Source organism: Nocardioides luteus (assembly GCF_015752315.1).
Taxonomy (GTDB): Bacteria; Actinomycetota; Actinomycetes; order Propionibacteriales; family Nocardioidaceae; genus Nocardioides.
In genome coordinates this window covers 5,071,239-5,097,715 of sequence record NZ_JADOVJ010000001.1, presented here as the reverse complement: position 1 = coordinate 5,097,715, position 26,477 = coordinate 5,071,239, and the positions used below count along the sequence as shown (strand labels likewise).

Annotated in this window: 22 protein-coding genes; 19 read left to right on the top strand and 3 right to left on the bottom strand. The window is 69.9% G+C overall.

Features of this window, described 5'->3' with window-relative positions; translation table 11 throughout:
• Positions 1–27: 27 nt before the first annotated feature.
• From HD557_RS24415 to HD557_RS24370, 10 genes are all read left to right on the top strand, one after another.
• Positions 28–585, top strand: coding sequence for a TlpA family protein disulfide reductase (locus HD557_RS24415; RefSeq protein ID WP_231381559.1), 558 nt, complete (start codon positions 28–30; stop codon positions 583–585).
• A complete protein-coding gene (locus tag HD557_RS24410; RefSeq protein WP_196875792.1) occupies positions 582–1,340 on the top strand; it encodes a cytochrome c biogenesis CcdA family protein in 759 nt (252 codons plus the stop codon). Before HD557_RS24415 ends, HD557_RS24410 begins: the two co-directional genes overlap by 4 nt.
• Complete coding sequence (gene resB, locus HD557_RS24405; RefSeq protein WP_307785698.1) at positions 1,337–2,941, top strand: cytochrome c biogenesis protein ResB; 1,605 nt, start codon at positions 1,337–1,339, stop codon at positions 2,939–2,941. The genes HD557_RS24410 and resB overlap by 4 nt, the downstream gene beginning before the upstream one ends.
• The gene (gene ccsB, locus HD557_RS24400; protein WP_196875790.1) at positions 2,934–3,935 is read left to right on the top strand and encodes a c-type cytochrome biogenesis protein CcsB; all 1,002 of its coding nucleotides are present in this window, start codon (positions 2,934–2,936) and stop codon (positions 3,933–3,935) included. Before resB ends, ccsB begins: the two co-directional genes overlap by 8 nt.
• Complete coding sequence (locus HD557_RS24395) at positions 3,932–4,264, top strand: DUF4229 domain-containing protein (RefSeq protein WP_196875789.1); 333 nt, start codon at positions 3,932–3,934, stop codon at positions 4,262–4,264. Before ccsB ends, HD557_RS24395 begins: the two co-directional genes overlap by 4 nt.
• Positions 4,265–4,281: 17 nt before the next feature.
• Positions 4,282–4,902 carry a maltokinase N-terminal cap-like domain-containing protein gene (locus HD557_RS24390; RefSeq protein ID WP_196875788.1) on the top strand — a complete coding sequence of 207 codons (621 nt, stop codon included), beginning with the start codon at positions 4,282–4,284 and terminating at the stop codon, positions 4,900–4,902.
• Positions 4,903–5,184: 282 nt separating this feature from the next.
• Positions 5,185–6,252, top strand: coding sequence for a multiple monosaccharide ABC transporter substrate-binding protein (chvE, locus tag HD557_RS24385; RefSeq protein WP_008356363.1), 1,068 nt, complete (start codon positions 5,185–5,187; stop codon positions 6,250–6,252).
• A 76-nt stretch (positions 6,253–6,328) separates the two neighbouring features.
• Complete coding sequence (gene mmsA / locus HD557_RS24380) at positions 6,329–7,861, top strand: multiple monosaccharide ABC transporter ATP-binding protein (RefSeq protein WP_008356366.1); 1,533 nt, start codon at positions 6,329–6,331, stop codon at positions 7,859–7,861.
• Positions 7,862–7,867: 6 nt separating this feature from the next.
• Entirely contained in the window at positions 7,868–9,154 is a 1,287-nt protein-coding gene (gene mmsB / locus HD557_RS24375; protein ID WP_008356368.1) for a multiple monosaccharide ABC transporter permease, read from the top strand.
• A gap of 196 nt (positions 9,155–9,350) precedes the next feature.
• Positions 9,351–10,226: a 1,4-dihydroxy-2-naphthoate polyprenyltransferase gene (locus tag HD557_RS24370; protein WP_196875786.1), complete on the top strand. Its 876-nt coding sequence runs from the start codon at positions 9,351–9,353 to the stop codon at positions 10,224–10,226.
• Positions 10,227–10,328: 102 nt separating this feature from the next.
• Here HD557_RS24370 and HD557_RS24365 read toward each other — a convergent pair whose 3' ends face one another.
• The 3 genes from HD557_RS24365 to HD557_RS24355 form a co-directional block, all read right to left on the bottom strand.
• The gene (locus HD557_RS24365; protein ID WP_196875785.1) at positions 10,329–11,339 is read right to left on the bottom strand and encodes a type IV toxin-antitoxin system AbiEi family antitoxin domain-containing protein; all 1,011 of its coding nucleotides are present in this window, start codon (positions 11,337–11,339) and stop codon (positions 10,329–10,331) included.
• Positions 11,340–11,536: 197 nt separating this feature from the next.
• A complete protein-coding gene (locus HD557_RS24360; protein WP_196875784.1) occupies positions 11,537–12,802 on the bottom strand; it encodes an MFS transporter in 1,266 nt (421 codons plus the stop codon).
• A gap of 161 nt (positions 12,803–12,963) precedes the next feature.
• A complete protein-coding gene (locus tag HD557_RS24355; protein ID WP_008356373.1) occupies positions 12,964–13,137 on the bottom strand; it encodes a hypothetical protein in 174 nt (57 codons plus the stop codon).
• Positions 13,138–13,608: 471 nt separating this feature from the next.
• Here HD557_RS24355 and HD557_RS24350 point away from each other — a divergent pair, with 471 nt between their 5' ends.
• From HD557_RS24350 to menD, 9 genes are all read left to right on the top strand, one after another.
• On the top strand, positions 13,609–13,875 hold the full coding sequence (locus HD557_RS24350; protein WP_008356375.1) for a hypothetical protein: 267 nt from the start codon (positions 13,609–13,611) through the stop codon (positions 13,873–13,875).
• Between the two features lie 39 nt (positions 13,876–13,914).
• Positions 13,915–15,129, top strand: a complete 1,215-nt coding sequence (locus tag HD557_RS24345; protein WP_196875783.1) for a hypothetical protein — start codon at positions 13,915–13,917, stop codon at positions 15,127–15,129.
• Positions 15,126–17,849, top strand: coding sequence for an ATP-binding protein (locus HD557_RS24340; RefSeq protein ID WP_196875782.1), 2,724 nt, complete (start codon positions 15,126–15,128; stop codon positions 17,847–17,849). The genes HD557_RS24345 and HD557_RS24340 overlap by 4 nt, the downstream gene beginning before the upstream one ends.
• Positions 17,850–18,031: 182 nt before the next feature.
• On the top strand, positions 18,032–20,095 hold the full coding sequence (locus tag HD557_RS24335) for a hypothetical protein (RefSeq protein WP_196875781.1): 2,064 nt from the start codon (positions 18,032–18,034) through the stop codon (positions 20,093–20,095).
• Positions 20,095–20,625, top strand: coding sequence for a hypothetical protein (locus HD557_RS24330; protein ID WP_008356387.1), 531 nt, complete (start codon positions 20,095–20,097; stop codon positions 20,623–20,625). Before HD557_RS24335 ends, HD557_RS24330 begins: the two co-directional genes overlap by 1 nt.
• A gap of 167 nt (positions 20,626–20,792) precedes the next feature.
• Entirely contained in the window at positions 20,793–22,736 is a 1,944-nt protein-coding gene (locus tag HD557_RS24325) for a peptidoglycan DD-metalloendopeptidase family protein (protein WP_196875780.1), read from the top strand.
• Positions 22,737–22,818: 82 nt separating this feature from the next.
• Positions 22,819–23,859 (top strand): AMP-binding protein, encoded by a 1,041-nt coding sequence (locus HD557_RS24320; RefSeq protein ID WP_196875779.1) that lies wholly within the window; start codon positions 22,819–22,821, stop codon positions 23,857–23,859.
• Positions 23,856–24,863, top strand: a complete 1,008-nt coding sequence (locus HD557_RS24315; RefSeq protein WP_196875778.1) for an o-succinylbenzoate synthase — start codon at positions 23,856–23,858, stop codon at positions 24,861–24,863. The genes HD557_RS24320 and HD557_RS24315 overlap by 4 nt, the downstream gene beginning before the upstream one ends.
• Positions 24,847–26,451 carry a 2-succinyl-5-enolpyruvyl-6-hydroxy-3-cyclohexene-1-carboxylic-acid synthase gene (menD, locus tag HD557_RS24310; RefSeq protein ID WP_307785697.1) on the top strand — a complete coding sequence of 535 codons (1,605 nt, stop codon included), beginning with the start codon at positions 24,847–24,849 and terminating at the stop codon, positions 26,449–26,451. The genes HD557_RS24315 and menD overlap by 17 nt, the downstream gene beginning before the upstream one ends.
• Positions 26,452–26,477: the final 26 nt, after the last annotated feature.

Below are 26,477 nucleotides of genomic sequence, written 5' to 3'. Positions count from 1 at the left end.
TTGTCAGGAAGAGTCCTGCGCGTGCGTATGAAGTTGGGTGGCCTCGTCCTCACTGTGGTGATGGTGGGGCTGCTGGCTGCCTGCGGGCAGAACGGCACGAACGAGGCGGGCTACATCTCCGGTGACGGCCGCACCCAGGAGATCCCGGTCGCCGACCGCGGCGAGCCGGTCGAGCTGACCGGCGAGACCCTCGAGGGCAAGCCGTTCGACCTCGCCGACACGCGTGGCAAGGTCACGGTGCTCAACGTGTGGTGGACCGGCTGCGCGCCGTGCCGCAAGGAGATGCCCATGCTCCAGGCGGCCTACGAGGAGCTGGGTGACGAGGTCGCCTTCGTGGGGCTCAACACCCGCGACGCCTCGGCCGCCCAGGGGCTGGCGTTCGAGCGGCACTACGGCGTCGAGTACCCGTCGGTCTACTCGCCCGACGGTGCCGCCGTCCTCGCGCTGAAGGGGTCGCTGGCGCCTCGCGCCATCCCGGCCACCGCGATCCTCGACACCGAGGGGCGCGTGGCCGCGCTGATCCGCGGCGAGATCCCCTCGGCACGTACGCTCGACGAGCTCATCTCCTCGGCAGGCAAAGAATGACGGACTGGTTCGCGAGCACCGCCGGGAGCGGGTCGCTGCTGCTGGCGGTGCCGATCGCGCTGCTGGCCGGGTTCCTCTCGTTCATCTCGCCCTGCACGCTGCCCATGCTGCCGGGCTACCTCTCCTACGCCACCGGCCTGTCCGGCGCCGACCTCGCCTCCGGTGACGTACGCCGCGGCCGCATGCTCGCCGGGTCCCTGCTCTTCGTCGCCGGGTTCTCCGTGGTCTTCGTCCTGATGGGGATCACCGTCGGCGGGATCGCCTACAAGCTGCTCGAGTTCCAGCAGACCGGCACCAAGGTTCTCGGCGTCCTCTCGATCATCATGGGCGTCGCGTTCATGGGCTTCATCCCGCTGCTGCAGCGAGACCTGAAGTTCCACAAGGTGCCGGCGGTCGGCCTGGCGGCCGCACCGCTGCTCGGCTTCCTCTTCGGGCTGGCCTGGACCCCCTGCACCGGCCCGACGCTCGGCGTCATCGCCGGGCTCGCCTGGGACCAGGGCACCGCCGCCCGCGGCGGCCTGCTGCTCGCGGTCTACGCGCTCGGGCTCGGTATCCCGTTCGTGCTCGTCGCGGTGATGTGGCGCAAGGCCACCGTCGCGCTGAGCTGGTTCCGCCGGCACACCCGGGCGATCACGATCGTCGGCGGCGTGCTGATGATCCTGATCGGCGTCGCCATGCTCACCGGCTGGTGGGACAACGGCGTGCAGTGGCTCCAGGTCCAGCTCGTCCAGCGTTGGGAGGGCATCGCGCTGTGAGCACCACCTCTGCTCCTGACCAGGAGAAGAACGAAGACGTACGCCGCCCGGGGGAGCTGAACGCCCGTGAGCTGGCGCGCTGGGGCTGGCGCCAGCTGACCTCGATGCGTACAGCGCTGATCCTGCTCCTGCTGCTCGCGCTCGCGGCCGTCCCGGGCTCGCTGATCCCGCAGGACGGCGTCGACTCGCTGAAGGCCGACCAGTGGCGCGAGGCGCACACGACCCTGACGCCGATCTACGAGAAGCTCGGCCTCTTCAACGTCTACTCGACGCCGTGGTTCGCGGCCATCTACCTGCTGCTGATGGTCTCGCTCGTCGGCTGCATCATCCCGCGCTGCCTGGTCTACGCGAAGGCCATGCGCGCTCAGCCGCCGGCGACGCCGGCCAAGCTGACCCGGCTGCCCGACTCCGCCTCGTACGTCACCGATCAGGAGCCGGAGGAGGTCCTCGCCGCCGCGCGCAAGCAGCTCCGCGGCTACCGCCTCCGCAAGACCGAGTCGTCCTCCGGGGCAGACGGTGATTCCGTCTCGGCGGAGAAGGGCTATCTGCGCGAGGCCGGCAACCTGATCTTCCACATGTCGCTGATCATCGTGCTGGTCGCGTTCGCGACCGGGAGCCTGTTCGGCTACAAGGGCGGCGTGATCGTGCTGGTGGGGGAGGAGTACGGCTTCGCCAACGAGCTCTCGCAGTACGACGACTTCAAGCCCGGCTCCCTCTTCGCCCCCGAGGATCTCGACGACTTCAGCTTCAAGATCGACGACTTCAAGGCGGAGTGGCTGACCACCGGCGCGGGCGCCGGGACCGCACGCGGGTTCAACTCGAAGATCCGCTACACGGCGGGCACGAACGAGGAGAAGACCTACGACCTGAAGGTCAACCACCCGCTGACCATCGGCGGCACCGACGTCTTCCTGCTCGCCCACGGCTACGCGCCGGTGATCACGGTGCGCGACGGCGAGGGCAACGTGGCCTACTCCGGCCCGACGATCTTCCTCCCGCAGAGCCAGAACCTGCTCTCCTTCGGGGTCGTGAAGGCGCCGTACGCCTCCCCCGAGGAGCTCGGCTTCCAAGGGCTGTTCTACCCGTTCGAGGGCACGGTCGACGGTGAGCCGGTCAACCTGATGGGCGACATCGGAGACGGCTCGCACGCGATGCTCTCGCTGCAGGGTTTCCGGGGCGACCTGAACCTCGACGCCGGGCCGCAGTCGGTCTACGCGCTCGACACGTCCAAGGCCAACATGATGTCGCCCGACGAGTCGGGGAAGGCGTTCAACCTGCGCCTGGGCGAGACCGTCGAACTGCCCGACGGGCTCGGTTCGGTCTCGTTCGACGACGTCCAGCAGTGGAACCGGGTACAGATCTCGAAGTCGCCCGGCAAGGAGTGGGCGCTGCTCGGGGTCTCCCTCGCCCTGGTGGGTCTGCTCGGGTCGCTCTTCATCCGCTCGCGACGGGTGTGGGTTCGCGCCCGCCGCGTCGATGGGCGCACACTGGTCGAGATCGCCGCGCTCGACCGCTCCGGCGGCGGGGACACCGCCGCCGTCGTCACCGGCCTCGTCGAGGCCCTCCGAGGCGTGCGAACACAGGAGGAGAAGGATGTCTGACCACACCTGGGGCGTTCTCAGCAACCAGGCCATCACGGCCGCCGGGGTCGTCTACTTCCTGGCGCTGCTCTGCGCGCTGGTCGAGTGGTCCGCCTGGCAGTCGCGGGCCAGGTCCGCGGTCGCGGCGAAGGAGCTCGTCGGGGCCGGTGCTCCGGCGGACGAGACCCCTGCCGAGCCGAACGCCGCCGATGCCGTACGTGAGCAGCGGGCCGCCCTCTTCGGCCGCCTCAGCCTGCTCCTGACCGCGATCGCGGTGGCCTGCCACTTCGGGGCGCTGGTCGCCCGCGGGATGGCCGCCGACCCCAACCGGGTGCCGTGGGGCAACATGTACGAGTTCACGATCTCGGGCTCGTTCGTGGTGGCCGCTGCGTACGTCGTCCTGCACCGGCGCCTGAAGCTGGCCTGGATGGCGCCGTGGGTGCTCGGCTTCACCGTCGTGGTGCTGATGCTGGCCGTCGTCGGGCTCTACGAGCCGGTCGCGCCGCTGACCGAGGCGCTCAACTCCTACTGGCTCGTCATCCACGTCATCGCCGCCATCATCGCCACCGGCGGGTTCACCCTGGGCGGCATCGCGGCGGTGGCGTACCTGCTCAAGTCGCGCTTCCCCGACGCCGCCCTGCTGGCTCGGGTGCCCGAGTTGGACGCCCTCGACCGGGTCTCCTACCGGATCCACGCCTTCGCGTTCCCGGTGTGGACCTTCGGCGTGCTGATCTCCGGGCCGATCTGGGCCCACGAGGCCTGGGGCTCCTACTGGAACTGGGACCCCAAGGAGGTCTGGGCGTTCATCACCTGGGTCGTCTACGCGGGCTACCTGCACGCGCGCGCGACCGCCGGCTGGAAGGGCAAGAAGGCCGCGATCGTCGCGCTGATCGGCCTGGCCACGCTGTGGTTCAACTTCATCGGCATCAACTACTTCTCGTCCACCTCGCAGCATTCGTACGCAGCGCCCGCGGCCCCGGCTGTTGTCGAGCTCACTGAGGGAGCCTCACGATGAAAGAGTTCTGGATCTACACCGGCCTGCGGCTGCTGTCGCTGGTCGCCACCTTCGGCATCGTGGCGGGCATCTGGTCGCTCGTCGCCGGCGAGGTCGACATCTTCCTCTCGGTGATCGTGGCGTTCGTGATCAGCGGCGTTCTCTCCTTCTTCGTGCTCGACCCGCAGCGGCGGGCGTTCGCCGAGAAGGTCGAGGCCCGGGCCGCGAAGGCGGTCGAGGCTGCGCGCGCCAAGGAGGACGCCGAGATCGACTCCGAGATCGACTCCGAGATCGACTCCGAGGCCGACACCCCCTCGAACGGCGAAGGCGATAGCCACAAGGTCTCCTGACCTGGTAGATAACGGTCATGTCGATCGTTCACAAGGCCACGCTCACCCCGTCGAAGAAGGAGATCTTCGGCGCCTGGCTCGCCACCCAGTCGTGGTGCGAGGGTGACCTGACCGGGACGATCGGTTCCTACCGGTTCGACGATCCGGCCGGAAGGGTCGGGATCGAGTGTGTGCTCCTCGAGGTCGGCGATTCCGTCGTCCACCTCCCGGTCTCCTACCGGGAGGCGCCGCTCGACGGCGCCGAGGACTTCCTGATGGCGACCACCGAGCACTCGGCGCTGGGGACGCGCTACGTCTACGACGCCTGCGCCGACCCGGTCGCGGTCCGGGCGCTGCTGTCGGCCGCGCTCACCGGCGCGACCCAGGAGCCGATGGACGTCTACGACCAGGGCCGTCTGGTCGAGCGCCGCGAGACGGTCGTGACCGCGGCCGGCACCGGCTCGTGGTCGCGCCACGCGGTGCCGCACTTCGACGGTGTCACCATCCGCTCCCACGGCGCCGAGTCGCGCGTCGAGGTGGGCAGCTTCGTGGTCGTCGTCAAGCGCGTCGTCGACGGCTCCGACGCCGACGGCACGGAGTCGATCCAGGTCACCTGGCCGGACGGTGACGCGGCGCTGGTGGGCGTACGTCACCGCTGATCGCAGAGGCCGACTCGGCGCCGTTGCGACGGGCCTGCCGTCCTGTCTGTGAGCCTGCTGTGAGATTCAGGTGATCAACGGGGGCACCACTAAGTCACGAGTCGGAAACATCCTCGTCCTGCACTTGACGCATTCGGAGGTGAGGAGGCACATTGTCTCGATGTGAGCGTTCACATCTGTGATGTGACTCACCCGGGAACCGGCCTGTGCGCCGGTCTCCGGCACCCCCGACAGCGGCGCGTCGGCCTACCGGCGTGGCCGTAGATGAAATGGAGCAGGTTAGTGCGCAAGGTACTCACCACGATCACCGCGGCGGCGCTTGCGCTCGGCCTGGCGGCATGCGGTGGCGGCGACGGCGGCGAGGGCGGCGACAAGGGCACCGTCGGCGTGGCCATGCCGACCAAGTCCTCGGAGCGCTGGATCGCAGACGGCAACAACATCAAGAAGCAGCTCGAGGCCGAGGGCTACAAGGTCGACCTCCAGTACGCCGAGGACGACATCCCGACCCAGGTCTCCCAGGTCGAGAACATGGTCACCAAGGGCGTCGACGTCCTCGTGGTCGCGGCCATCGACGGCACCGCGCTCGGCGACGTGCTCGAGACCGCGGAGTCGCAGGACATCCCGATCATCAGCTACGACCGCCTCATCCGCGACACCGAGGCCGTCGACTACTACTCGACCTTCGACAACTTCCAGGTCGGCGTGCAGCAGGCCACCTCGCTCGTCGAGGGCCTGAAGGCCAAGGGCAAGGGCCCCTACAACGTCGAGCTCTTCGGTGGTTCGCCCGACGACAACAACGCCACCTTCTTCTGGGACGGCGCCATGTCGGTGCTCGAGCCGCTGATCAAGTCCGGCGAGATCGTCATCCCCTCCGGTCAGACCGACTTCAAGCAGGCCGCGATCCTGCGCTGGGACCCCGCCACCGCGCAGAAGCGCATGGAGGACATCCTCACCAAGACGTACGCCTCCAAGAAGGTCCAGGGCGTGCTCTCGCCCTACGACGGCCTCTCGCTCGGCATCATCGCCGCGCTCAAGGGCAACGGCTACACCACCGCTGACCTCCCGGTCGTGACCGGTCAGGACGCCGAGGTGCAGTCGGTGAAGTCGATCAACGCCGGTGAGCAGTACTCCACGATCTTCAAGGACACCCGCGAGCTCGCGAAGGTGACCGTCGACATGATCGTCGCCGTCGGTGCGGGCGAGGAGCCCGAGGTCAACGACACCGAGACCTACGACAACGGCAAGAAGGTCGTTCCGTCCTACCTCCTCGACCCGGTCGTGGTCACCAAGGACGACGTCACCAAGGTGCTCGTCGACTCCGAGTACTACACCGCCGACGAGATCAAGTAGCACCCCGTACGCGGCGTGGGCCCGGGTCCCTCCGGACCGGGCCCACGCCGGCCCCTTGCCAGATAGCAGGAACCACATGAGCTCACCGATCCTGGAGATGCGCGGCATCACCAAGGAGTTCCCCGGCGTCAAGGCGCTCTCCGACGTCAACCTCGTCGTCAACCGTGGCGACATCCACGCGATCTGCGGTGAGAACGGCGCCGGCAAGAGCACCCTGATGAAGGTGCTCAGCGGGGTCTACCCCCACGGCACCTACAGCGGCGACATCGTCTTCGAGGGCGAGACCGCCACGTTCGCCAACATCCGGCAGAGCGAAGCCGCCGGCATCGTGATCATCCACCAGGAGCTCGCCCTCATCCCCGAGCTCTCGATCGCGGAGAACATCTTCCTCGGCAACGAGACCGCCAAGCGCGGCATCATCGACTGGGGCCGCGCCAACCGCGAGGCGATCGACCTGCTCGCGCGGGTCGGCCTGCGGGAGAACCCGCTGACGCCGGTGAAGAACCTCGGCATCGGCAAGCAGCAGCTCGTCGAGATCGCCAAGGCGCTCTCGAAGGAGGTCAAGCTGCTCATCCTTGACGAGCCGACCGCCGCCCTCAACGACGACGACTCCCAGCATCTCCTCGCGCTCCTGGAGGGGCTGAAGGAGAAAGGGATCACCTCGATCATGATCAGCCACAAGCTGAACGAGATCGAGCAGATCGCCGACGAGATCACCATCATCCGCGACGGTCAGAGCATCGAGACCCTCTCAGTCGCCGCCGGCGGTGTCGACGAGGACCGGATCATCCGCGGGATGGTCGGCCGTGACCTGGAGAACCGCTTCCCCGACCACACCCCCTCCATCGGGGACGTGCTCTTCGAGGTGCGCGACTGGACCGTCATGCACCCGCAGGACAGCCACCGCGAGGTCATCCGCCAGGCCAACCTGTCCGTGCGAGCCGGCGAGATCGTCGGCATCGCCGGGATGATGGGTGCGGGACGTACGGAGCTGGCGCGGTCGATCTTCGGCCGCTCCTACGGCTCCCGCACGTCCGGCTCGCTAGTGCTGGAGGGCAAGGAGCTGCAGCTCAACACGGTCACCCAGGCGATCGAGGCCGGCATCGCGTACGTCTCGGAGGACCGCAAGGGCCTCGGGCTCAACCTCATCGACGACATCAAGACCTCGGTCACCGCGGCGGCGCTGAACAAGCTGCGGCGCGGGCTGGTCGTCGACGAGCACAAGGAGGTCGTGGTCGCCGAGGGCTACCGCAAGAACCTCAACATCAAGGCGCCGTCGATCACCGCCGGGGTCGGCAAGCTCTCCGGCGGCAACCAGCAGAAGGTGGTGCTGTCCAAGTGGATGTACACCGACCCGAAGCTGCTGATCCTCGACGAGCCGACCCGTGGCATCGACGTCGGTGCCAAGTACGAGATCTACGGGATCATCCAGGAGCTCGCCCGCAGCGGTCGCGGCGTACTGGTGATCTCCTCCGAGCTGCCCGAGCTGCTCGGTCTGTGTGATCGCATCTACACGCTCGCCGAGGGCGTGATCACCCATGAGTTCGACCGCTCAGAGGCCACCCAGGAGTCCCTGATGCGCTACATGACCGCGGACGCGAGGAAGTAACACCCGATGAATGCCCTGCTCAACACGCTGCGCGGGAACGTCCGCCAGTACGGGATGATCATCGCTCTGGCGGCGATCGTCATCCTCTTCCAGATCTCGACCGAGGGCGTGCTGCTCAAGCCGCTCAACGTCTCGAACCTGGTCGTCCAGAACGCTCAGATCCTGATCCTGGCCATCGGCATGGTGATCGTGATCGTGGCGCGCCACATCGACCTCTCGGTCGGCTCCGTGGCCGCCTTCGTGGGCGCCGCCTCGGCGATCATGATGACCCAGTACGACTTCCCGTGGTGGCTGGCCGTCTTCCTCGGCCTGCTGATCGGCACCGCGATCGGCGCCTGGCACGGCTTCTGGGTGGCGTACGTCGGGATCCCGGCGTTCATCGTCACGCTGGCCTCGATGCTGCTCTTCCGCGGTCTGACCCTGGTCGTGCTCAAGGGTGCGACCGTCGGTGGTCTGCCCGAGCAGTTCAAGGCGATCGGCAACGGCTTCCTGCCCGAGATCGGGCCGGACACCGGGTTCCACAACCTGACGCTGATCATCGCCGTCGCCGCCGTCGCGGTGCTCATCGTGCTCGAGGTGCGGCGCCGGTCGGCTCAGGCCGCCTACAACTTCGACGTCCTGCCCTTCCCGCTCTTCGTGGTGAAGCTGGCGCTGCTGACGATCGTGATCATGTACTTCGCCTACCTGCTCGCCGACGCCCGCGGCCTGCCGATCGTCGGCCTGATCCTGGGCGGCCTGATCGTGGTCTACACGTTCATCATGAACCGGACCGTCTTCGGCCGCCACGTCTACGCGATCGGCGGCAACGTCGACGCGGCGACGATGTCCGGCGTCAACACCAAGCGTGTCGACTTCCTGGTCATGATGAACATGGGTCTGCTCTCCGGTCTCGCGGGCCTGGTCACCACCGCCCGTCTGACCGCGGCCAACCCCAAGGCCGGTGTGAACTTCGAGCTCGACGCGATCGCCGCGGCCTTCATCGGTGGCGCGGCCGTCACCGGCGGTGTCGGCACCGTCGTCGGCGCGATCATCGGTGGTCTCGTCATGGGTGTCCTCAACAACGGCATGTCGCTGCTCGGTGTCTCCATCGACTGGCAGCAGGCCATCAAGGGCCTCGTGCTCCTGCTCGCCGTCGCCTTCGACGTGTGGAACAAGCGCCGCACCGCCGGCTCCGGTGGCGCGGGTGCCGAGTCCGCCGAGCCCAGCGCTCCGCCGCCCGACAAGCTGGCCGAGGAGATCGAGGCCATGGAGGCCGAGCTGAGCGTCGACTCCAACGACCCTCCGAAGACCTGATCCATCCCTCCCTCCCCCACCCCACGACCCCTGTCCTCCCCCCGGGCAGGGGTCGTCGGGGTTCGTGGGCGGGGCGAGGTCGTGTAACACGCTGTTCGTAGTACTACTCGCCCTATTGGAACGACCGGATAGTGCTACGAACGACGTGTTACATCCCCGCGGCACCCACTCCGAGCCACCGGTGTTGAATAGCGGGGTGGCAAACACCGCTCAGTGGCTCCAGGGAGCCCGTCCTCGCACCCTCCCCGCGGCGCTCGCGCCGGTCATCGCCGGCACCGGAGTGGCTGCGTACGCCGGTGGGTTGGTCTGGTGGAAGGCGCTGCTCGCGCTCGTCGTGGCGCTGGCGCTGCAGGTCGCGGTCAACTACGCCAACGACTACTCCGACGGGATCCGCGGGACCGATGACGAGCGCGTCGGGCCGCTGCGGCTGACCGGCTCGGGCCTCGCGGCGCCGTCCTCGGTCAAGCGGGCCGCGTTCATCGCCTTCGGCGTCGCCGCGGTGGCGGGGCTGGTGCTCGCGGTGACCTCCGCGTGGTGGCTGGTCGTCGTGGGCCTGGTCTGCATGATCGCGGCCTGGTACTACACCGGCGGCTCGCACCCCTACGGCTACGCCGGCCTCGGCGAGGTCATGGTCTTCGTCTTCTTCGGCCTCGTCGCGGTCGTCGGCACCACCTTCGTTCAGACCCAGACCTGGGAGTGGGGCGCGCTGTGGGCCGGCGTCGGCATCGGCGCGATCACCTCGGCCCTCCTCGTCGCCAACAACCTCCGCGACATCCCCGGTGACACCGAGTCGGGCAAGATCACCCTCGCCGTACGCCTCGGCGACGCGCGCACCCGCTGGCTCTACGTCGCCCTCGTGGCCGTCGCCGCCGTCTCGGTCGTGCTCGTGGCCCTGGCGACCTCCTGGTGGGCGCTGCTGGGTCTCGGGTTCGTCGTGGTCGCCGCCCAGGGCGTACGCACCGTCCTCGACCGCGCCAACCTCGGCCCGCGGCTCATCCCCGTCCTCCAGCAGACAGGGCTGGCCACGCTCGTGTGGGGGCTGCTGGTCGGCGTACCTCTGCTGTTCGTCTGAGCGCCTGCGAACGGTGTAACACGCTGTTCGCAGCACTATCCGGTCGTTCTGATAGGGCGAGTAGTGCTACGAACGACGTGTTACATCTCCCGCAGCCCAGGCTCATGCCACCTTCGGGCGATGTACGCGGAATCGCTCCAGGTCTGAGATGTCGGTGCCGAAGGCTCGGCAGGTGGTCAGATACTCGCGGGTCAGGCGGCCCTTGAGGACGTCGCGGTTGCGGCCGAAGAGGTCGGCCCACCCGACGCGCGACATGCCGAGATGGAAACCGTGAGCCCAGTCCTGTCGGGCCTTCTCCTCGGCCAGGATGTCATCGACCGACCTGAGCGCCAGACCTCCGTCGGCGACAGGGACGTACTTGCTCCGGCCGTCGAACTCGAAGAGGTGACGGCCCGCCCGGAGGTCGAACCTGGCGGTGCGTACGCCGTCCGTGATCTCGAACTGCGTCTCAATCCCCGTCAGCCCGAGCTCTTCGAGTACGTCGCGGGTGAGTGACTCCCCGACCGACTCGGCGCCCGGGTCAGAGAGGTCGATGGCCTCGATCGCCAGTCGGCGGTTGGGCCAATGTTTCATGTGGTCGAGGACCTCCCAGAGCTCGTCGACGGACACCCCCATCCTTCGAGCAGAGTCGACGGCGACGACCCCGTACGGGCGGCCGTGCTCGCGGGCGATGTCGATCGCGGTCCGGGCGAGGCCGAGGACCTCGAACCCGTTCACCTGAACGACTTGAGCGTCGAGGTAAGGCGCGAGGTGGTGCTTCACGCCCCACTTGTTGTGAGTGCCGACGACGGGCTGGCGGGTCACGTGGGTCTGCGGCTTTCTGGGCAGGAGGATGCCCATGTCGAGCTCCAGTGCAGCAGTGTCGTGACTTCGGATGAACGGGACGGTGATCGCGGCGCACGCCGCCCGGTCGAGGAGCCGTTGCCTGTCGGAGGGCAGCCTGACGCTCTCGACGTAGGTGCTTTCGGCGTAGACCCCCCGGCGTACGACGGTCCACGTGCCCTCCTTGAGGTGCCGGTGGATCGCGTTGAGGTCGAGGCCGGCCGCGAGCGCTTGGTTGCGGGTGACGAGGCCGTGGTTGGCCGCCATGATCGCCTGGATGCGCGGGTTCATGTCACCACCCTGCTGCCTGCCACGGACAACCGCAGGCGCCCGCCGCCGCGCTGTGGATAACGCCGCCGCGGGGCGGTGCTGTGGATGGTGAGTGGCCCGGCGCGGCGGACTGGGCGAGGTGTAACACGCTGTTCGTAGCACTATCCGGTCGTTCATTTAGGGCGAGTAGTACTACGAACGACGTGTTACACGACCGCCTACACCAGCTCAGCCACCGACCTCCGCCGCCCTGCCAGATAGCGCTCGGCCGCGCGAGCGGAGGGGTGGACGCCGATCGCGGCGGCGACGATGATCCCGGCGATGACGGCCCAGCCGAGGTGGCCGAGCTCCATGGCCAGGAAGGTGTACGCCGCGGGGGCCCAGACGGTGCCGAGGGTGTAGCCGACCTGGGCCGCGCCCTGGTAGTCGCCGCGGTGCTCCGGGTCGGAGAGGTCGGCGACGAGGCCCCACTCGCCGGCGGACTGGAAGAGCTCGGCGCCGGTGACGGTCACGTGGCCGATCCAGACGAGCGCGATCGTGAGAAGCCCGGCGGTGTCGTGGGTGACCGCGATGATGGCGCAGGAGGCCAGGAAGCAGAGCGCTCCCCGCCGCTGCGCACGCAGCGAGGTCGTCACGTCGGTCACGCCGCGGGCGGCGATCACCTGCAGACCGACGGCCATGACGGTGTTGGTGCCGAACAGCCACGCCAGCAGCACTCGCGGGGCATCGGTCTCCTGGACCAGCCACAGCGGGATGACGACGTTGAGCAGGACCTGGTGAGTCCCGAGCACGCCGTCGAAGAACGTCGTCGCGAGGAAGGCGCGGTTGCGCAGGGCGCCGAGGCGGTCGCGTACGTCCTTCTTCAGGTCGCCGGGCGAGGCAGCCGTGGCGAGGCGGGGGAGGCGCGAGATCCAGTAGGCGTTGACCAGCAGCACCACGGCGGTCATCAGCGGGACGGCCTTGATCAGGGTGTTGGAGTCGGCCGCCAAGGCGAGGCCGCTGGCGAGGGCGCCGAGCGTGTAGCCGACGTTGCGGGCGGCGCGCATGTAGGCGAACGAGCGCACCCGGGTCGCCGCGGGGAAGACCGAGATCCGGTAGGCGTCGCGGCCCGACCGCTGCCAGGAGGAGGCGAGCGCGAGGAGCACCTCGACGGCGACGTACGCGGCGAAGTTGCCGACCAGCACCCAGGCGCCGAACAGCAGCGCCTGGAGAACGGCACCGGCGATCCAGCTGAACCGGGTGCCGAGACGATCCGCGAGTCGGCCCAGGGGGACGGCGAACAAGAAGGTTGCGACGCCCGCGATCGTGAGACCGAGGCCGACCTGTGCGGCGGAGAGGCCGACGATCTGGGTGAAGAAGACCGCCGAACCGGTGAGAAAGGTGCCTTCGGCGAAGGCCGACAGCACCGACTGGTACGACATCGCCCGGATGAGCGGGTCGTCGGAGAGGACCTTGTCCCTCAACCGGATGAAGTGAGGGGACACGTCGACTCCGAACTATCTTGACATCGAGACAAGCGCAGTCTTGTCATCGCCTCGTTCGACGTCAAACAGTTATCTGTGCTGCTCGGTCCCCAAACCGGGCAGCGAGAAAAAAGGAGCCCATCGCGCCGGCACCCGTGTGTCGGCGTAGGTGGCGGCCGGGGTCAGCGGGTGGAGCCCTCGATCGTGCCGATCACGCCGCCGAAGACGTCGGTGGTGACGCCCCAGATGCCACCGGCGATGGCCGAGATCGTGCTGGTCAGTCCCTGCGGATCGGTGAACAGCCAGAACCCGACGAACAGAACGCCGATGACGATGAAGATCTTCTTCTTGTCCATGTGAGCTCGTCCTCCCGAGAAATCCGATTGAATGTAATGTAAATTCGCGAATCCGGACGCAAGCGCGCGAAATTCGCGAGGATGCACCGGGATATAGGTTCCCCGAAGTTAGCCTCCCCTCGCAAGAATTCGCCGAAGGAGACCACTGAGCGGGACAGTGTCGCGCCCAACGGTCCGGTGGGCGGCATGACCGCCGGGTGAACCGGGTGCGCTGCCGGCCCCTACGCGCGCGGTACAAGACGTGTCGTCAGGTGGAACGAGGTGCGCCGAGGCGGTCTGGCGACTACGCTCGTCTCACATGGCGGTGGCGTTTGTCCAGAAATGCCGATGCCCGGGAGTTTGCGTCAGCGCGCGGGAGGGGCGAGACGCCTCCACCCACCGGTGCCGCATGGGGCTGCGCCGGACGGGACAATCGAATACTTCCGGACGTGTCCGGCAACCACACCTCACCTCGGGAAAGGGAGCAGAGCAATGGCACCGCACCAGTTGATTCAAAGTACGACCCAGGCCGCCGAGTACGGCACCGGTGGCCTGGCCGAGTGGATCACCGACAACATCATCACCCTCGTCGTCCTGATCCTGGGCGTCACGGTCCTGTGGGCTGCCCGCAGCGGCAACATCTCCAAGGCCGTCACGATCGTCGGCGGCCTGATCATCGGTCTCGGCGTCCTCGGCCTGGCCGTCGGCAACAACGCCACGGATCTCGGCACGTGGATGGCTGGTCTCTTCAAGGGGTGATCCCGGTCCCGTTAGCTAACCCAGGGAGGGATCTCGGGGATGAGGCTGCCTGACGACGACGAGCTGTACGAGGTCGACCAGACCTATCTCGGTCCCCCTCGTCGCTACATCGGGGAGATGCGTTATCGCACCATCTTCCTGTTCCTGGTGATCGCACCAGTGACGCTTGTGCTGCTGCGCAAGCTCGGCATGCCGGTGACGCTGCTCAGCATGGGACTGTGGCTGATCGGCGCCTCCTACCTCTCGATGAAGGCCTCCGACTACATCAGCTCGGAGAGCTCCGCCGGAGCCTGGCTGATGACCTTCTGGCACGAGCTGACCACGCCACGCGTGGAGACGGGCGTTCAGTACGCAGGCGGGGCGGCGGTCGCCTTCCGCCACGCCACGAGCCCCCGGGGCGGCTGGGCCAAGGCGATGCGACGACCGGGCCGCCGGTTCGCGCAGCAGCCCGGCGCCACTCCGGAGCCGCAGATGCTGCAGGCGACCGTAGTCGCCTCGAAGCCGCGCACCCACACCCCGCCGGTACGCGGCAAGGCCGCGCCCGTCCGACCGGTGATCGAGGCCAAGGTCGTCGAGGAGCCGCTTCCCGCCCAGCTCAAGGTCCAGCCCGCGGTCCAGCCGGTGCGTCAGCCTGCGCGCCAGCACCAGTCCGGCGTACGTCCGGCGAAGGGCGGCTGGTCCAGCCGGCCGTCCTCCTCTCCGCGTGAGCCCCGTGACGTCCCGTGGAAGGGCGGGGCGCCGTGGCAGGCCCGCCAGGAGCGTGAGCAGCCCGCGCCGCCCCCGCCTCCGGCCGCTTCTCCCGCGCCGCCGCCCCCTCCGGCCCCTCCTGCCACTCCGGCCCCTCCCGCCAGTCCGTCGGCGACTCCGCCGACCACCCCGGTCGCTCCGCCGGCCCGACCCGCTGCGCCGCCCCCGTCGTCTCCGCCTCCGCCCCCGCCCGCTCAGGCCCCTGCAGCCCAGCAGCCCGCCCCGAAGCCGGCGGACGAGGCCACCGGCCAGGAGGCTCCGAAGCCGGCCCGGCAGCCGCTGTCGCACGCGGTCAGGCCGGCCGTGGTGATCGCGCCGGAGCCGGGTCTCGACGACCTCGATGAGTTCGACGACTTCGACGAGTTCGACGATGCGCCCTCGGGACGTACGCGTCCCAGGGACAATCAGGACGAGTGGGCGACGACCGACGAGCGCCCGCAGAGCGTGGACGACTATCGCAAGCGCCTCAACGGCGACGACGCACCCAACGACGGAGGAACCGCATGAGGCGGCCGCGAACGGAGCGGGCCTACGGGCCTGGCTTCGAGAAGCCCAAGCCGGGACGCAGGAGCGTCTTCGGCCGGGGCGGCGACGACTCGAAGGGCGTCCATGAGCCCAGAGGTGACAAGTGGGCGCTGGAGGAGGTGCGCGGTCACCTGACCTTCACCGGCGACCGCATCATCGCCTGGTACCTCGCCGAGCCGCAGACCTGGTCGTTCCGTGCCCACTCCGACCTCGAGGCGCTGATCACCGACCAGGCCAGCCAGCTGGCCGACCTGGTCGGCAACACGATCCACGGCCGGGTCACCACCCGCCCCTATCCCGTACGTCACTGGGCGCATGCCGCGTTCGCCAACGCCCCCGACCCGCAGCCCGGGTTCGAGGAGATGATGGCGCGCAACCAGGCCCACATGGCCGCCCACAGCCAGGCCGACAAGCTCGTCTACTACGGCGTCGACCTCGGCCGCCGCGACGCGACGGTGCGCACCCTGGCGAAGTTCTCCGCCAGCGCCGCCGAACGGGAGATGGCCGCGATCAGCGAGCGGCTCGACACGGTCAACCGGGTGATGTCGCGGCCGGGCTTCTCGGCGCGGCCGGCGGTCGGTCACGACATGGAGTGGATGATCGCCCGTTCGCTCTCGCTGGGGGCCAAGATCCCCGTGCCGGAGCCGGGCGAGGCGCAGCAGAACTTCCTCGACACCGACGACATGGCCGAGTGGTTCGAGTCGGTCGCCTGGTCGGCCGAGCCGCTGGCCCCGACGGTGCAGGTCACCAGCAGCATCGGCGGTCGCCAGGAGACCAGCCACGTGTGCGTGCTGACCGTCTCCCGGATCGGCGACATCGAGGTCCCCGAGACCCATGCGCCGTGGATGGCGAAGACCGACGCGCTCGGCTTCCCGGTGGAGTGGTCCTTCCGGGTCGAGCCGCGCTCGCCCGAGGACGTCTCCCGTGAGATGGCGAGCCTGACCCGGCGTATCGACGGCCAGGTCAGCCACTGGTCCGAGGACCACGGAAAGCGGCCGCCGAAGCAGCTCTCCCGCCAGGCCGGCCGGGCCGCCGACGTCGAGGACGAGATGCGCTCGGAGTTCACCGGCCTCTCGACCCGGACCAGGGGCTGGTACCGCATCGCCGTCACCGGCCGCACCGAGGCCGAGGCGCTCGACAAGGCGCAGAAGGTCGTCGACCTCTACCGGCCGCAGATCAAGATCACCCGCCAGCTGGGGCAGTACCACCTGGCTCGCGAGTTCGTCCCGGGCGAGCCGCTCGCCTCGACCGCCCACGCCCGGAAGTTCCCGGTGCTCAAGGTGGCCGCCGGGCTCCCGGCGGTCACCGCGGAGGTCGGCGACAAGCGCGGCTTCTACCTCGGCGAGACCTCGGCGATGGCGTCGCGGGCGGTGCTGATGGACCCGTGGTACCTGACCGAGGTCATGGAGCAGGCGGGCCTGATCCCGCTCGTCGGCACCCCGGGTTCGGGAAAGTCGACGCTCATGGGCGTCGTCATCTACATGTCGATCCTGTCCGGCATCCACGGCGTCGCGATGGACCCGGCGGGCCGGCTGCAGCGGCTGATGACGCTGCCCGAGATCGGCGGCGGGGTGTTCAACGGCCAGCAGGTGCCCGCCCGTGCCCGCAGCGTCGACGTCCTCGGCGGACGGCCGGGCTCGCTCTCGCCCTACGCGGTCGTGCCCGACCCCAACCCGGAGCTGATCCGGGCCGAGGCGATGTCGGACCACGAGTTCGCCGAGCGGCTCCACCGCGAACGGTCGGCGGCCGTGCAGCAGCGCCGCGACCTCACCGTCTCCGTGCTCCGCTCCTGCCTCCCGGTCGGGCTGGCCAACAACGAAGAGGTGCTCAAGCGCATCCGAGCCCGCGTCATGGAGGCGCAGGCCGACCGTGGCGCCGACACCTCGACGATCGTCAAGATGCTCTTCGAGGGCGACGGCGGCGACCAGGAGATCGCCCGCGAGCTCGCCGCCGCCCGCGAGCGCGAGCTCGGCCGGCTCTTCTTCGGCAACGACTTCCTCCAGTCCGACGAGGAGCTGAAGGGCACGCCGTTCACCTTCTACAACCTCAAGGGCCTCAACACCCCGCCCGAGCACGTGCCGCGCGAGGAGTGGAGCGCCGAGGAGCAGATGGCGCGCCCGATCATGACCCTCGCGGCCTGGTCCGCGCTCCACCTGATCTACCGCAGCGACCCCAACGAGCGGAAGCTGTTCGCGCTCGACGAGGCCCACGAGGTCACCCAGGCCTCCGGCGGCACCGGGCGAGCGCTGGTCCACAAGCTCTCCAGCGACTCCCGCAAGAACAACTGTGCCGCGCTGGTCTCCACCCAGAACGCCTCCGCGATCCTGGGCTCCGACATCAACAACTTCGTCGGCGCGGCCTTCGTGGGACGTACGCAGGACGAGACCGCCCAGCGCGACGCGCTCAAGCTGCTCGGCAAGCCCGAGGGTCTGGGTTACGAGTCGATCCTGGCGCGGCTCTCGCCGCGCACCCGGCGCGGTGACGAGCAGCTGGGCTACCGCGAGTTCATCTACCGCGACGGCCTCGGTGGCGACACCGGCCACGGTGGCATGGAGATCATCAAGGTCACCCTCAACCACCACCCGGGTCTGCAGGAGGCGCTCAACACCACCGCCGACCCCACCCGCCGCGTCAGCCGGGCCATCGGCGGCGAGCCGGTCGACCGCGCCATGACCGATCGTTCCGGGGACGGGATCGGCTGATGCCGCCGCGCCCCGCCCACCGTCGGTCGAGCCGCGAGCGCCAGCGAGCGTGTCGAGACCAACACAGCCCCCTCGTCGCTCGACGGAACCGTGTTGGTCTCGACACGCCTCCGCCTAGCGGCTCCGGCGGCTCGACCAGCGGGGGCGGGTGGCGCCGTAGGGCGGCTGCCCTCGTCGTACTCGTGGTTGCCCTTCTGTCCGTCGCCGGGCCGGCGACGGCTGCGGGTCCGAAGGGGATCGACATCCCGATCCCGTTCGACCCGACGGGTGGGCTCTCGGGCGTGAGCGACGCGTGCAACAACCTGGATGCGCCGATGCCGGCTTCTCCCTACGGGGACGGCTCGTTCATCGTGCGGATGACGGCGCTGGGGGCGGCGTCGAAGGCGGGCACGGAGCTCAACGATCCGGAGAAGATCGACGACGAGCTGGACCCGTTCCGCAACAAGGACGAGGTCTCGCTGGAGTCGGCCTATGGCACGTCTCCGCAGTGGTGGACCTATGACAACGGCTGCACGGGGCAGTTCGTGGCGGGGGCTGGCACCTCGATCGGCAACATCATGCTGGAGATCTCGGGGATCCTGCCGAACTGGTCGCACGCGCTGCTGAACGCGGTGATCGGGGAGAACTCCTTCCTGAAGGCGCTGGACGACCCGATCGTGGCCGCGAGCAAGGCGGTCACCGACGGCGTCTGGGCGCCCTGGGTGAGCGTGGTGCTCCTGCTGGTCGCGGCGACGGTGATGATCCGGGCGCGGGACGGCCGGTTCGCGCGTGCGGTGACGGCGGCTGGCTGGGCGCTGGGTGTGCTCGTGGTGACCTCGTGGCTGATCCAGTATCCGGTCGAGTCGACCCGGTTGGTCGATGACGGGGTGCGGTCGGCGACCGGGTTGATCGCGACCGGGTTCAACGACGGCCGGACGGTCCCGGGCGTCGGTGACGACAAGTTCGGTGAGACCGACGCGGTCAAGGCCGTGGACGGCCAGATGGACGAGGTGGTGCGTTCGACGCAGTACCGCACCTGGTTGGCGGGTGCGTTCGGTGACCCCGACTCGGCCACGGCGAAGACGTACGGTCCGCGGGTGTTCCGGTCGACGCACTTCTCCTGGCAGGAGTACGACGCCTACCGCAAGGACCCCAACGGCGAGGGCAAGAAGGTCCTGGAGGCCAAGCAGGACGCGTTCAAGGAGCACGCCGAGGCGGTCAAGAAGTCCGACCCGGTGGCGTACGAGTACTTCAAGGGCGAGCACTGGTCGCAGCGGGCGACCACCGCGCTGGTGAACCTCGTGGTGGTCGTGGTGGTCTGCGGGTTCCTGCTGGTCGCGGGCTTGGCGATCCTGCTCTCGTTCGCGTTGATCCGGTTGATCGTGCCGTTCGCGCCGGCGGCCGGGGTGCTGTTCATGCTGGACCACACCCGCGACGCCGCGGTGGCGATGCTGAAGCGGGTGGTGGGCCCGTTGGTGATGGGGCCGATCTACTTCCTGGTCGCGTTGCTGCTGCTGCGGCTCGACTCGGCGATCCTGACCTCGACGATGTGGTTCGTGCTCAAGCTGGGGCTGATCGCGGTGCTGACCGTGCTGGCCTGGCGACTCACCCGCCCCGCCGCCTACGGGATCCCGCTGCCGGGCATGGGCCGGCTCACCTCGATGCTCACCTCGTACGTCGGCGCCCGGACGGGCACCGAGGCCGGGGTCCGCGACGCGACCGCCGACCGGCCGCCCGCCACGGGCGGTGCCCCGGCCGGGACCGGAGCGATCTCGAGCCCCGGTGGGGTCTACATGCCTGGCCACGAGCTGACCGGCAACCGGCCGACCATGATCGCCGAGCAGGTGCCCAACCAGGCGCCGGTGACGGCCGCCGGAGCGCTGGGTGCCGGGTCGAGCGCGAGCGCCGCTCCGACGTACGCCCTGGGGTCCTCGATGAGCGGCAACGACGGTGAGCGCGTGGCCGGACAGTGGTTCGACTCGCGCTCCGCCGAGGTCGACGAGCCGCCCTACCGTGGCGAGCCGACTCGCGGACCCGCGGCCCAGGTCTACACCGACGGCCGCTCCGATGCGCCGAGCCCCGTCGACCACACCGCCTACACCGACCGTGAGCCGGAGCCGCCGCGCCACTCACCGGTCGCGGAGGCCAACGTGGACTACGACGCGGACGGCAACCCGGTCTTCGTCATCTACTCGCCCAACGGGAACCGCTCGGTGCCCGTCGACAACGGTTCCAGCTGGGGGTCAGCTGAAGGAGGAGCCCGGTAGTGCGGTCGACAACGACGCGTGGTGTGCTGTGGGAGGTCATCGCGCCGGTGCTGAGGTGGCCCATGCGGTCGCCGTTCCGGTTCTTCTCGGTGGTCGTCGGCATCGTCTTCGTCATCTGGCTCATCGCCCAGTGGAGCGACGCCCCCGACGCCGAGCCGGCCGCGCAGCCCGAGCGGGGCTCGGCGACGGCCGAGCAGAGCCCCGGCGCCACCGGATCGCCGGCGCCGGTCCCTGACCCGCGGCCCCTGGCGACCAAGTTCGTCGCCGCGTGGGCCCGCCCCGACCTGACCACCGACCAGTGGTGGGAGGGGATCAACGCGGCCCGCCCGGACGAGTCGCTCGCCCAGGCCCTGGGCACCACCGACCCGGCGACCGTGCCGGCGACCAAGGTCGTCGGCGCCGCGGAAGTGCTCGAGCAGACCGACGGGGAGGCCCGCGTCGAGGTCACCACCGACGGCCCCAAGGTCATCGTCTACCTGACGCTGGTCGACAACGTCTGGTACGTCGCGAACATCCTCCCCGGAGGTTAAGACCGTGCCTCTCGATCCGAAGGCGCCGGCTGCGCGGCGCCCCAGCACGCGCCCGGCGGCGTTGTCGTCGGTCGACGGCCAACACCGGGCCGCCTCCCTCCTCCGCCTTGCCGGACACGCACTGGAACGCCGCTCGCTCGGCGTCGCATCGAGAGGCACGGTCTGACATGTGGATCTTCAAGGCACGTCTGATCTGGGGAATCGTGGCCGCGGCGGCCACGCTCGTCCTGGTGGTCACCGGTGCCTTGGTGATCCTGATCGGCGGTCTGGCGAGCACCGAGCAGAGCAACCAGGACCAGGCCGAGTCGGGCTGCGTCGGCGGGGTCAACGCGATTCCGGCGGGCAACCTCGGGCCGGACGGTGAGGTGCCCGAGGGCAGCATCGCCGGCTTCAACACCGAGCAGATCCAGAACGCCCGGACGATCGTGGCGGTCGGGAAGCAGTCCGGCGTGCCCGCCTACGGCTGGGTGATCGCGCTGGCGACCGCGATGCAGGAGAGCACCCTGCGCAACCTCGACTACGGCGACCGCGACTCGGTCGGTCTCTTCCAGCAGCGCCCGGTCTCCGGGTGGGGCACCGTCGCCGACATCATGAATCCGGTCAAGTCCGCCCAGGCGTTCTACGGGGTCGCCGCCCACACCGGCAACACCGGCCTCCTGGACATCCCGGGGTGGCGCAAGATGCAGGTCACCGCGGCGGCCCAGGCGGTGCAACGCTCGGCGTTCCCGCTGGCGTACGCCCAGCACGAGGACGAGGCGCGGGCTCTGGTCGCCGCGCTCGCCGACGGGGTCACCGCCGCCGACCTGAAGGCCACCGCGACCGACGTGGCCTGCACGATCGGCATGGCCGGGATCAGCACCTCCGTCGTACGTCCCATCCAGGCCGGGCTCGCGATCGACAACAACAACTACGGCAACTCGGGCTCCAACTGGGCCAACATGCACACCGGCAACGACTACTCCTCGCCGTGCGGCACCCCGGTGCAGGCGGCCCACGGCGGCACGATCGTGATCGAGTCGGGCGGCGGCTGGGGCTGGTCGGGACGCTGGCTGGTGAAGGTGCAGACGGCGCCCGGCAACCTGACCACGTGGTACGGCCACATGCAGTCGCTCTCGGTTCGCGAGGGCCAGATGGTCAAGGCCGGGCAGGTCATCGGGCAGGTCGGCAGCGAGGGCAACTCGACCGGCTGCCACCTCCACTTCGAGGTGCACCCGCACGGCGGCGGCTACCTGCAGGACCAGGTCGACCCCGCCGCGTGGCTGACCAAGAACATCGGCAAGACGCTCCAGGCCACCAAGCAGGTCGCCGGACTGCCGGGTGCGGGGCAGCCCGGTGCCTCCCCGGCGGCCGTCTCCGGCCCGCAGGTCCGCCTGGCACAGGCCAACATCAAGGTCTCCCTTTCTCGCGCGAAGTACCGCTCCGACCTGGCCGAGGTCATGAAGCACGGACCCGACTTCGTCTCCCTGAACGAGGCCCAGTCACGCACGGTCTCCGACATCTCGGTGCGCGGCTACGGCACCTACCGGGCCTCGGCGGACGAGTACGGCACCCGCAGCCAGGCCCTCAGTCCCGTCGTCATGTGGCGCACCGACCGCTGGGTGGCGGTCGACAAGGGCACCGTCCAGCTCACCAAGCCGGTCACCGGGGTCAAGAACGACAATAGGTACGCCACCTGGGTGGTGCTCGCCAGCAGCGACGGCTCCGGGCGGATCTCGGTGATCTCGACCCACACCATGACCTCGCCCGCCAAGAGCCCGCAGGCGCGTAAGGACGAGGCCCAGCGCGGCTTCGCGAAGCTCGCCGGGCTGGCGCAGGGCCTGCAGAAGTACGGTCCCGTCCTCGTCGCCGGCGACCTCAACTCGCCCTACCCGCGCAACGGCGGCGACGGCGACCCGTGGGGGCCGAAGCCGCTGATGACCAAAGCCGGGATGACCTCCTCCTTCGAGACCCTCGGCGCGCCCCCGCAGGGCTGGGCCACCCACGACGGCGGCGGCACCATCGACTGGCTCCTCGGTTCCAACGCCACCGCCACCCCCACCCGGCACGCCACGTTCAAGCTCGCCTCCGACCACCACGGCCTGGTGGGCGACTTCGACATCCGCGGCCAGTAGCGGCGCCTGCGGTACGTGTCACAGCCCACCAACTCCACCAGCCCACCGCGGGCTCCCGCACCGCAGGAGATAGCGTTGGGGTGTGGACGACGCGGTGGTACGGGCTGAGAAGACCGTCGCCGCGATGGCCGAGTGGCTCGCCGGAGGCGGGCCGGAGCACTGGGTCGTGGAGACCTCCGGGTCCACCGGCACGCCCAAGCGGGTGATGCTCTCGCGCGAGGCGATGACGGCGTCCGCGGCGGCGTCGGCGCGGCGCGTCGGGGCGAGCGGGCAGTGGCTGCTGACCCTGCCCGATTCGTACGTCGCCGGAGCCAACGTGATCGCCCGCTCGCTCCTCGCGGGGTTCGAGCCGGTGATCACCGCAGCCCACGAATCCTTCGCGAAGGCCACCGAGGCGATGGCGGAGGGGCCGCGGTTCGTCTCGATGGTGCCGACCCAGCTGCACCGGATCGTCGAGTCCGGTGGCGACGATCTCGCCGCGCTTGCCGGGTTCCACACGCTGCTGCTCGGCGGTGGCCCGATCGACCCGTCGCTGCGTACCCGGGCCGAGCAGGCCGGGGTCGACGTCGTGGCCACCTACGGGTCGGCCGAGACCTGCGGCGGGTGCGTCTACGACGCGATGCCGCTGGACGGTGTCGGGATCGCGATCGGCACCGACGGCCGGGTCCGGATCAGCGGCCCGACGCTCTTCGACGGTTACCAGGACGATCCCGTCCAGACGGCGGAGGCGCTGGTCGACGGCTGGTTCCTCACCTCCGACGCCGGCACGCTGGACGAGGACGGACGGCTCCGGATCCTCGGCCGTCTCGACGACATGGTGATCACCGGCGGCGTGAAGGTGCCGGCGGCACTCGTCGCCAGGAGGCTCCGCGAGCACCCGGCCGTGACGGCCGCCGAGGCGCTCGGCGTCCCTGACGACGAGTGGGGTCAGCGCCTGGTCGCCTTCGTCGTCGGCGACATCGACGCCGGTGCCGCCCGCGAGTGGGTCGCCGCGGAGCACCCACGGTCTTGGGCGCCGCGACAGGTCGTCGCGCTCGACGAGGTCCCGCTCCTCGGCAACGGGAAGCCCGACCGGCAGGCGCTGCTCGCGCTGGTCACGAGCGACGAGATGGAGTCCCGATGAGCCCGCACGTCTTCTCCCTCCCGATGACCACGCGCTTCCGCGGGATCACCGAGCGCGAGGGCCTCGTCTTCGAGGGCGCCGGCGGATGGGGCGAGTGGTCGCCGTTCCTCGACTACGACACCCCCGAGATCGAGCCCTGGCTGCGCTGCGCCGAGGAGGCGGCCGCGGGGGACTGGCCGGAGCCCGTCCGTGACGCCGTGCCCGTCAACGCCACCGTGCCCGCCGTCGGGCCGGAGCGTGCCCACGAGATCGTGGCCCGATCCGGGTGCGCGACCGCCAAGGTGAAGGTCGCCGACCCGGGCCAGAGCCTGGCCGACGACATCGCCCGCGTCGAGGCGGTCCGGGACGCCCTCGGCCCCGCGGGCAAGGTACGCATCGACGTCAACGGCCTCTGGACGGTCGACGAGGCGTTGGCCTCGATCAAGGTGCTGGACCGTGCCGCCGGCGGGCTCGAGTACGTCGAGCAGCCCTGCCCCACGGTCGAGGAGCTCGCCGACGTACGCCGCAAGGTGGACGTGCCGATCGCCGCGGACGAGTCGATCCGGCGGGCCACGGACCCCTATCGCGTACGCGACCTCCAGGCTGCCGACGTGGCGGTGCTGAAGGTGCAGCCGCTGGGCGGCGTACGCGCCTGCCTTCGGATCGCCGAGGACATCGGGCTCCCGTGCGTGGTCTCCTCGGCGCTGGAGACCTCGGTCGGGATGGCCGCCGGGATCGCGCTCGCGGCGGCGCTGCCGGAGCTGCCCTATGCCTGCGGGCTGGGCACGGTCTCGATGTTCACCGACGACATCACCGCGACCTCGCTCCTCCCGGACGGCGGGGTCCTGCCGGTGCTGGCGGCCTCGCCGGCGCCGGTGAGGCTGCTCACCGAGCCGGCGCTGCGCGCGAGCGCGGAGCGTACGGAATCCTGGCGCCGGCGTCTCGCAGACGTGGTGGCCTACCGGGAAAGTGCCCCGGACCCTCACACAGCCGACGGAAGGAGCCGGCGTGGCTACGGCTACTGAGCTCGCCCGGGCGGTCGTCACCGCGCTCCTCGAGGCGCGCGTCACCGACATCGTCATCGCGCCGGGCTCGCGCAACGCGCCGCTGTCGTTCGCGGCCTTCGATGCCGCGCGGGCCGGGCTGGTGCGCCTGCACACCCGGATCGACGAGCGCTCGGCCGGCTTCTTCGCCCTCGGCCTGACCAAGGTCGGCTCGCGTGCGGCCGTGATGTGCACCTCCGGCACCGCGGTCGCCAACCTGCACCCGTCGGTGCTCGAGGCGGCCCATGCGGGCGTACCGCTGATCGTCGTCACCGCCGACCGGCCGGCGCGGCTCCGCGAGACCGGCGCCAACCAGGTCACCGACCAGGTCGGCATCTTCGGCCGGCTGGTGGAGACCCTCGACGTGGCCGAGGCGCCGGCCGAGGACCACATCGATGCCCTCGACGCCGCACGCGGCCCCGTCCACTGGAACCTCCAGCTCGACGAGCCGCTCACCCCGCCCGACCGGTGGGAGCCGGGGCGGGTCGAGGTCCGCCCGGAGCCGCTACGCCCCGAGCTGAAGATCCACGAGTCGATCCCGACCGGCGCCGGTACGCCGCTGACGGTCGTCGTCGCCGGCGACGACGCCGGCCCGCCCTCGCGTGTCCTCGCCCAGGACGGCGGCTGGCCGCTGCTCGCCGAGCCCTCCTCGGGCGCCCGTACGGGCGACAACGCCCTCCGCTCCTACCGGCTGCTGCTCGAGTCGCCGCTCGCCGAGCGGATCGAGCGGGTCGTCGTCTACGGTCACCCCACCCTCTCGCGTCCGGTCACCAACCTGCTCGCGCGCGCCGACGTCGAGATCATCGCGGCCCCGGTCGACGGTGTCTGGCCCGCGCGCCCGTTCCGGGTCGACCGCACGATCCGCACCCGGCTCCACGTCGACGGCACCCCGGACACCGCGTGGCTGGAGGAGTGGCGCTCGGCCGATCGCGAGGTCAGCCGCCAGGTGGACCGGCTGCTCCACGAGCAGCCGGAGATGACGGCGTACGACGTCTCCGCCTGTGTCGCCCGGGCCCTGCCCGACGGCGGGCTCCTGATGCTGGGTCCCTCGAATCCCGTACGCGACCTGGACCTGATGATGCGGCCCAACAACGTCGGCGGGCGACGGAAGGTGATCGCCAACCGTGGCCTGGCCGGCATCGACGGCATCGTCTCGACCGCGATCGGCGCCGCCGTCGGCCGATCGTCGTCGACGCGCGCGCTCGCGCTGATGGGCGACGTCACCTTCCTGCACGACGCCGGTGGCCTCCTGCTCGGCCCCGAGGAGGTCCGCCCCGACCTCACCATCGTCGTCGCCAACGACGACGGCGGCTCGATCTTCGCCTCGCTCGAGCAGGGCGCCGACGACTACGCCGACCGCTTCGAACGCCTCTTCGGAACTCCGCACGGCACCTCCCTCGAAGCGCTCTGCGCCGCCCACCGCATCCCGCACCTCGCGGTCACCTCCGTGCCCGAGCTCGAGGCCGCCCTCGCCTCCCCGAACGGTGGCATCGAGGTCATCGAGGCCGTCGTCTCCCGTGCCGGCCGCCGGGAGCTCGACCTGGCCATCCGGGCCCTGGCTCGCTCCTGAGCTGCCTCCCGGGTCGACGTGGCACA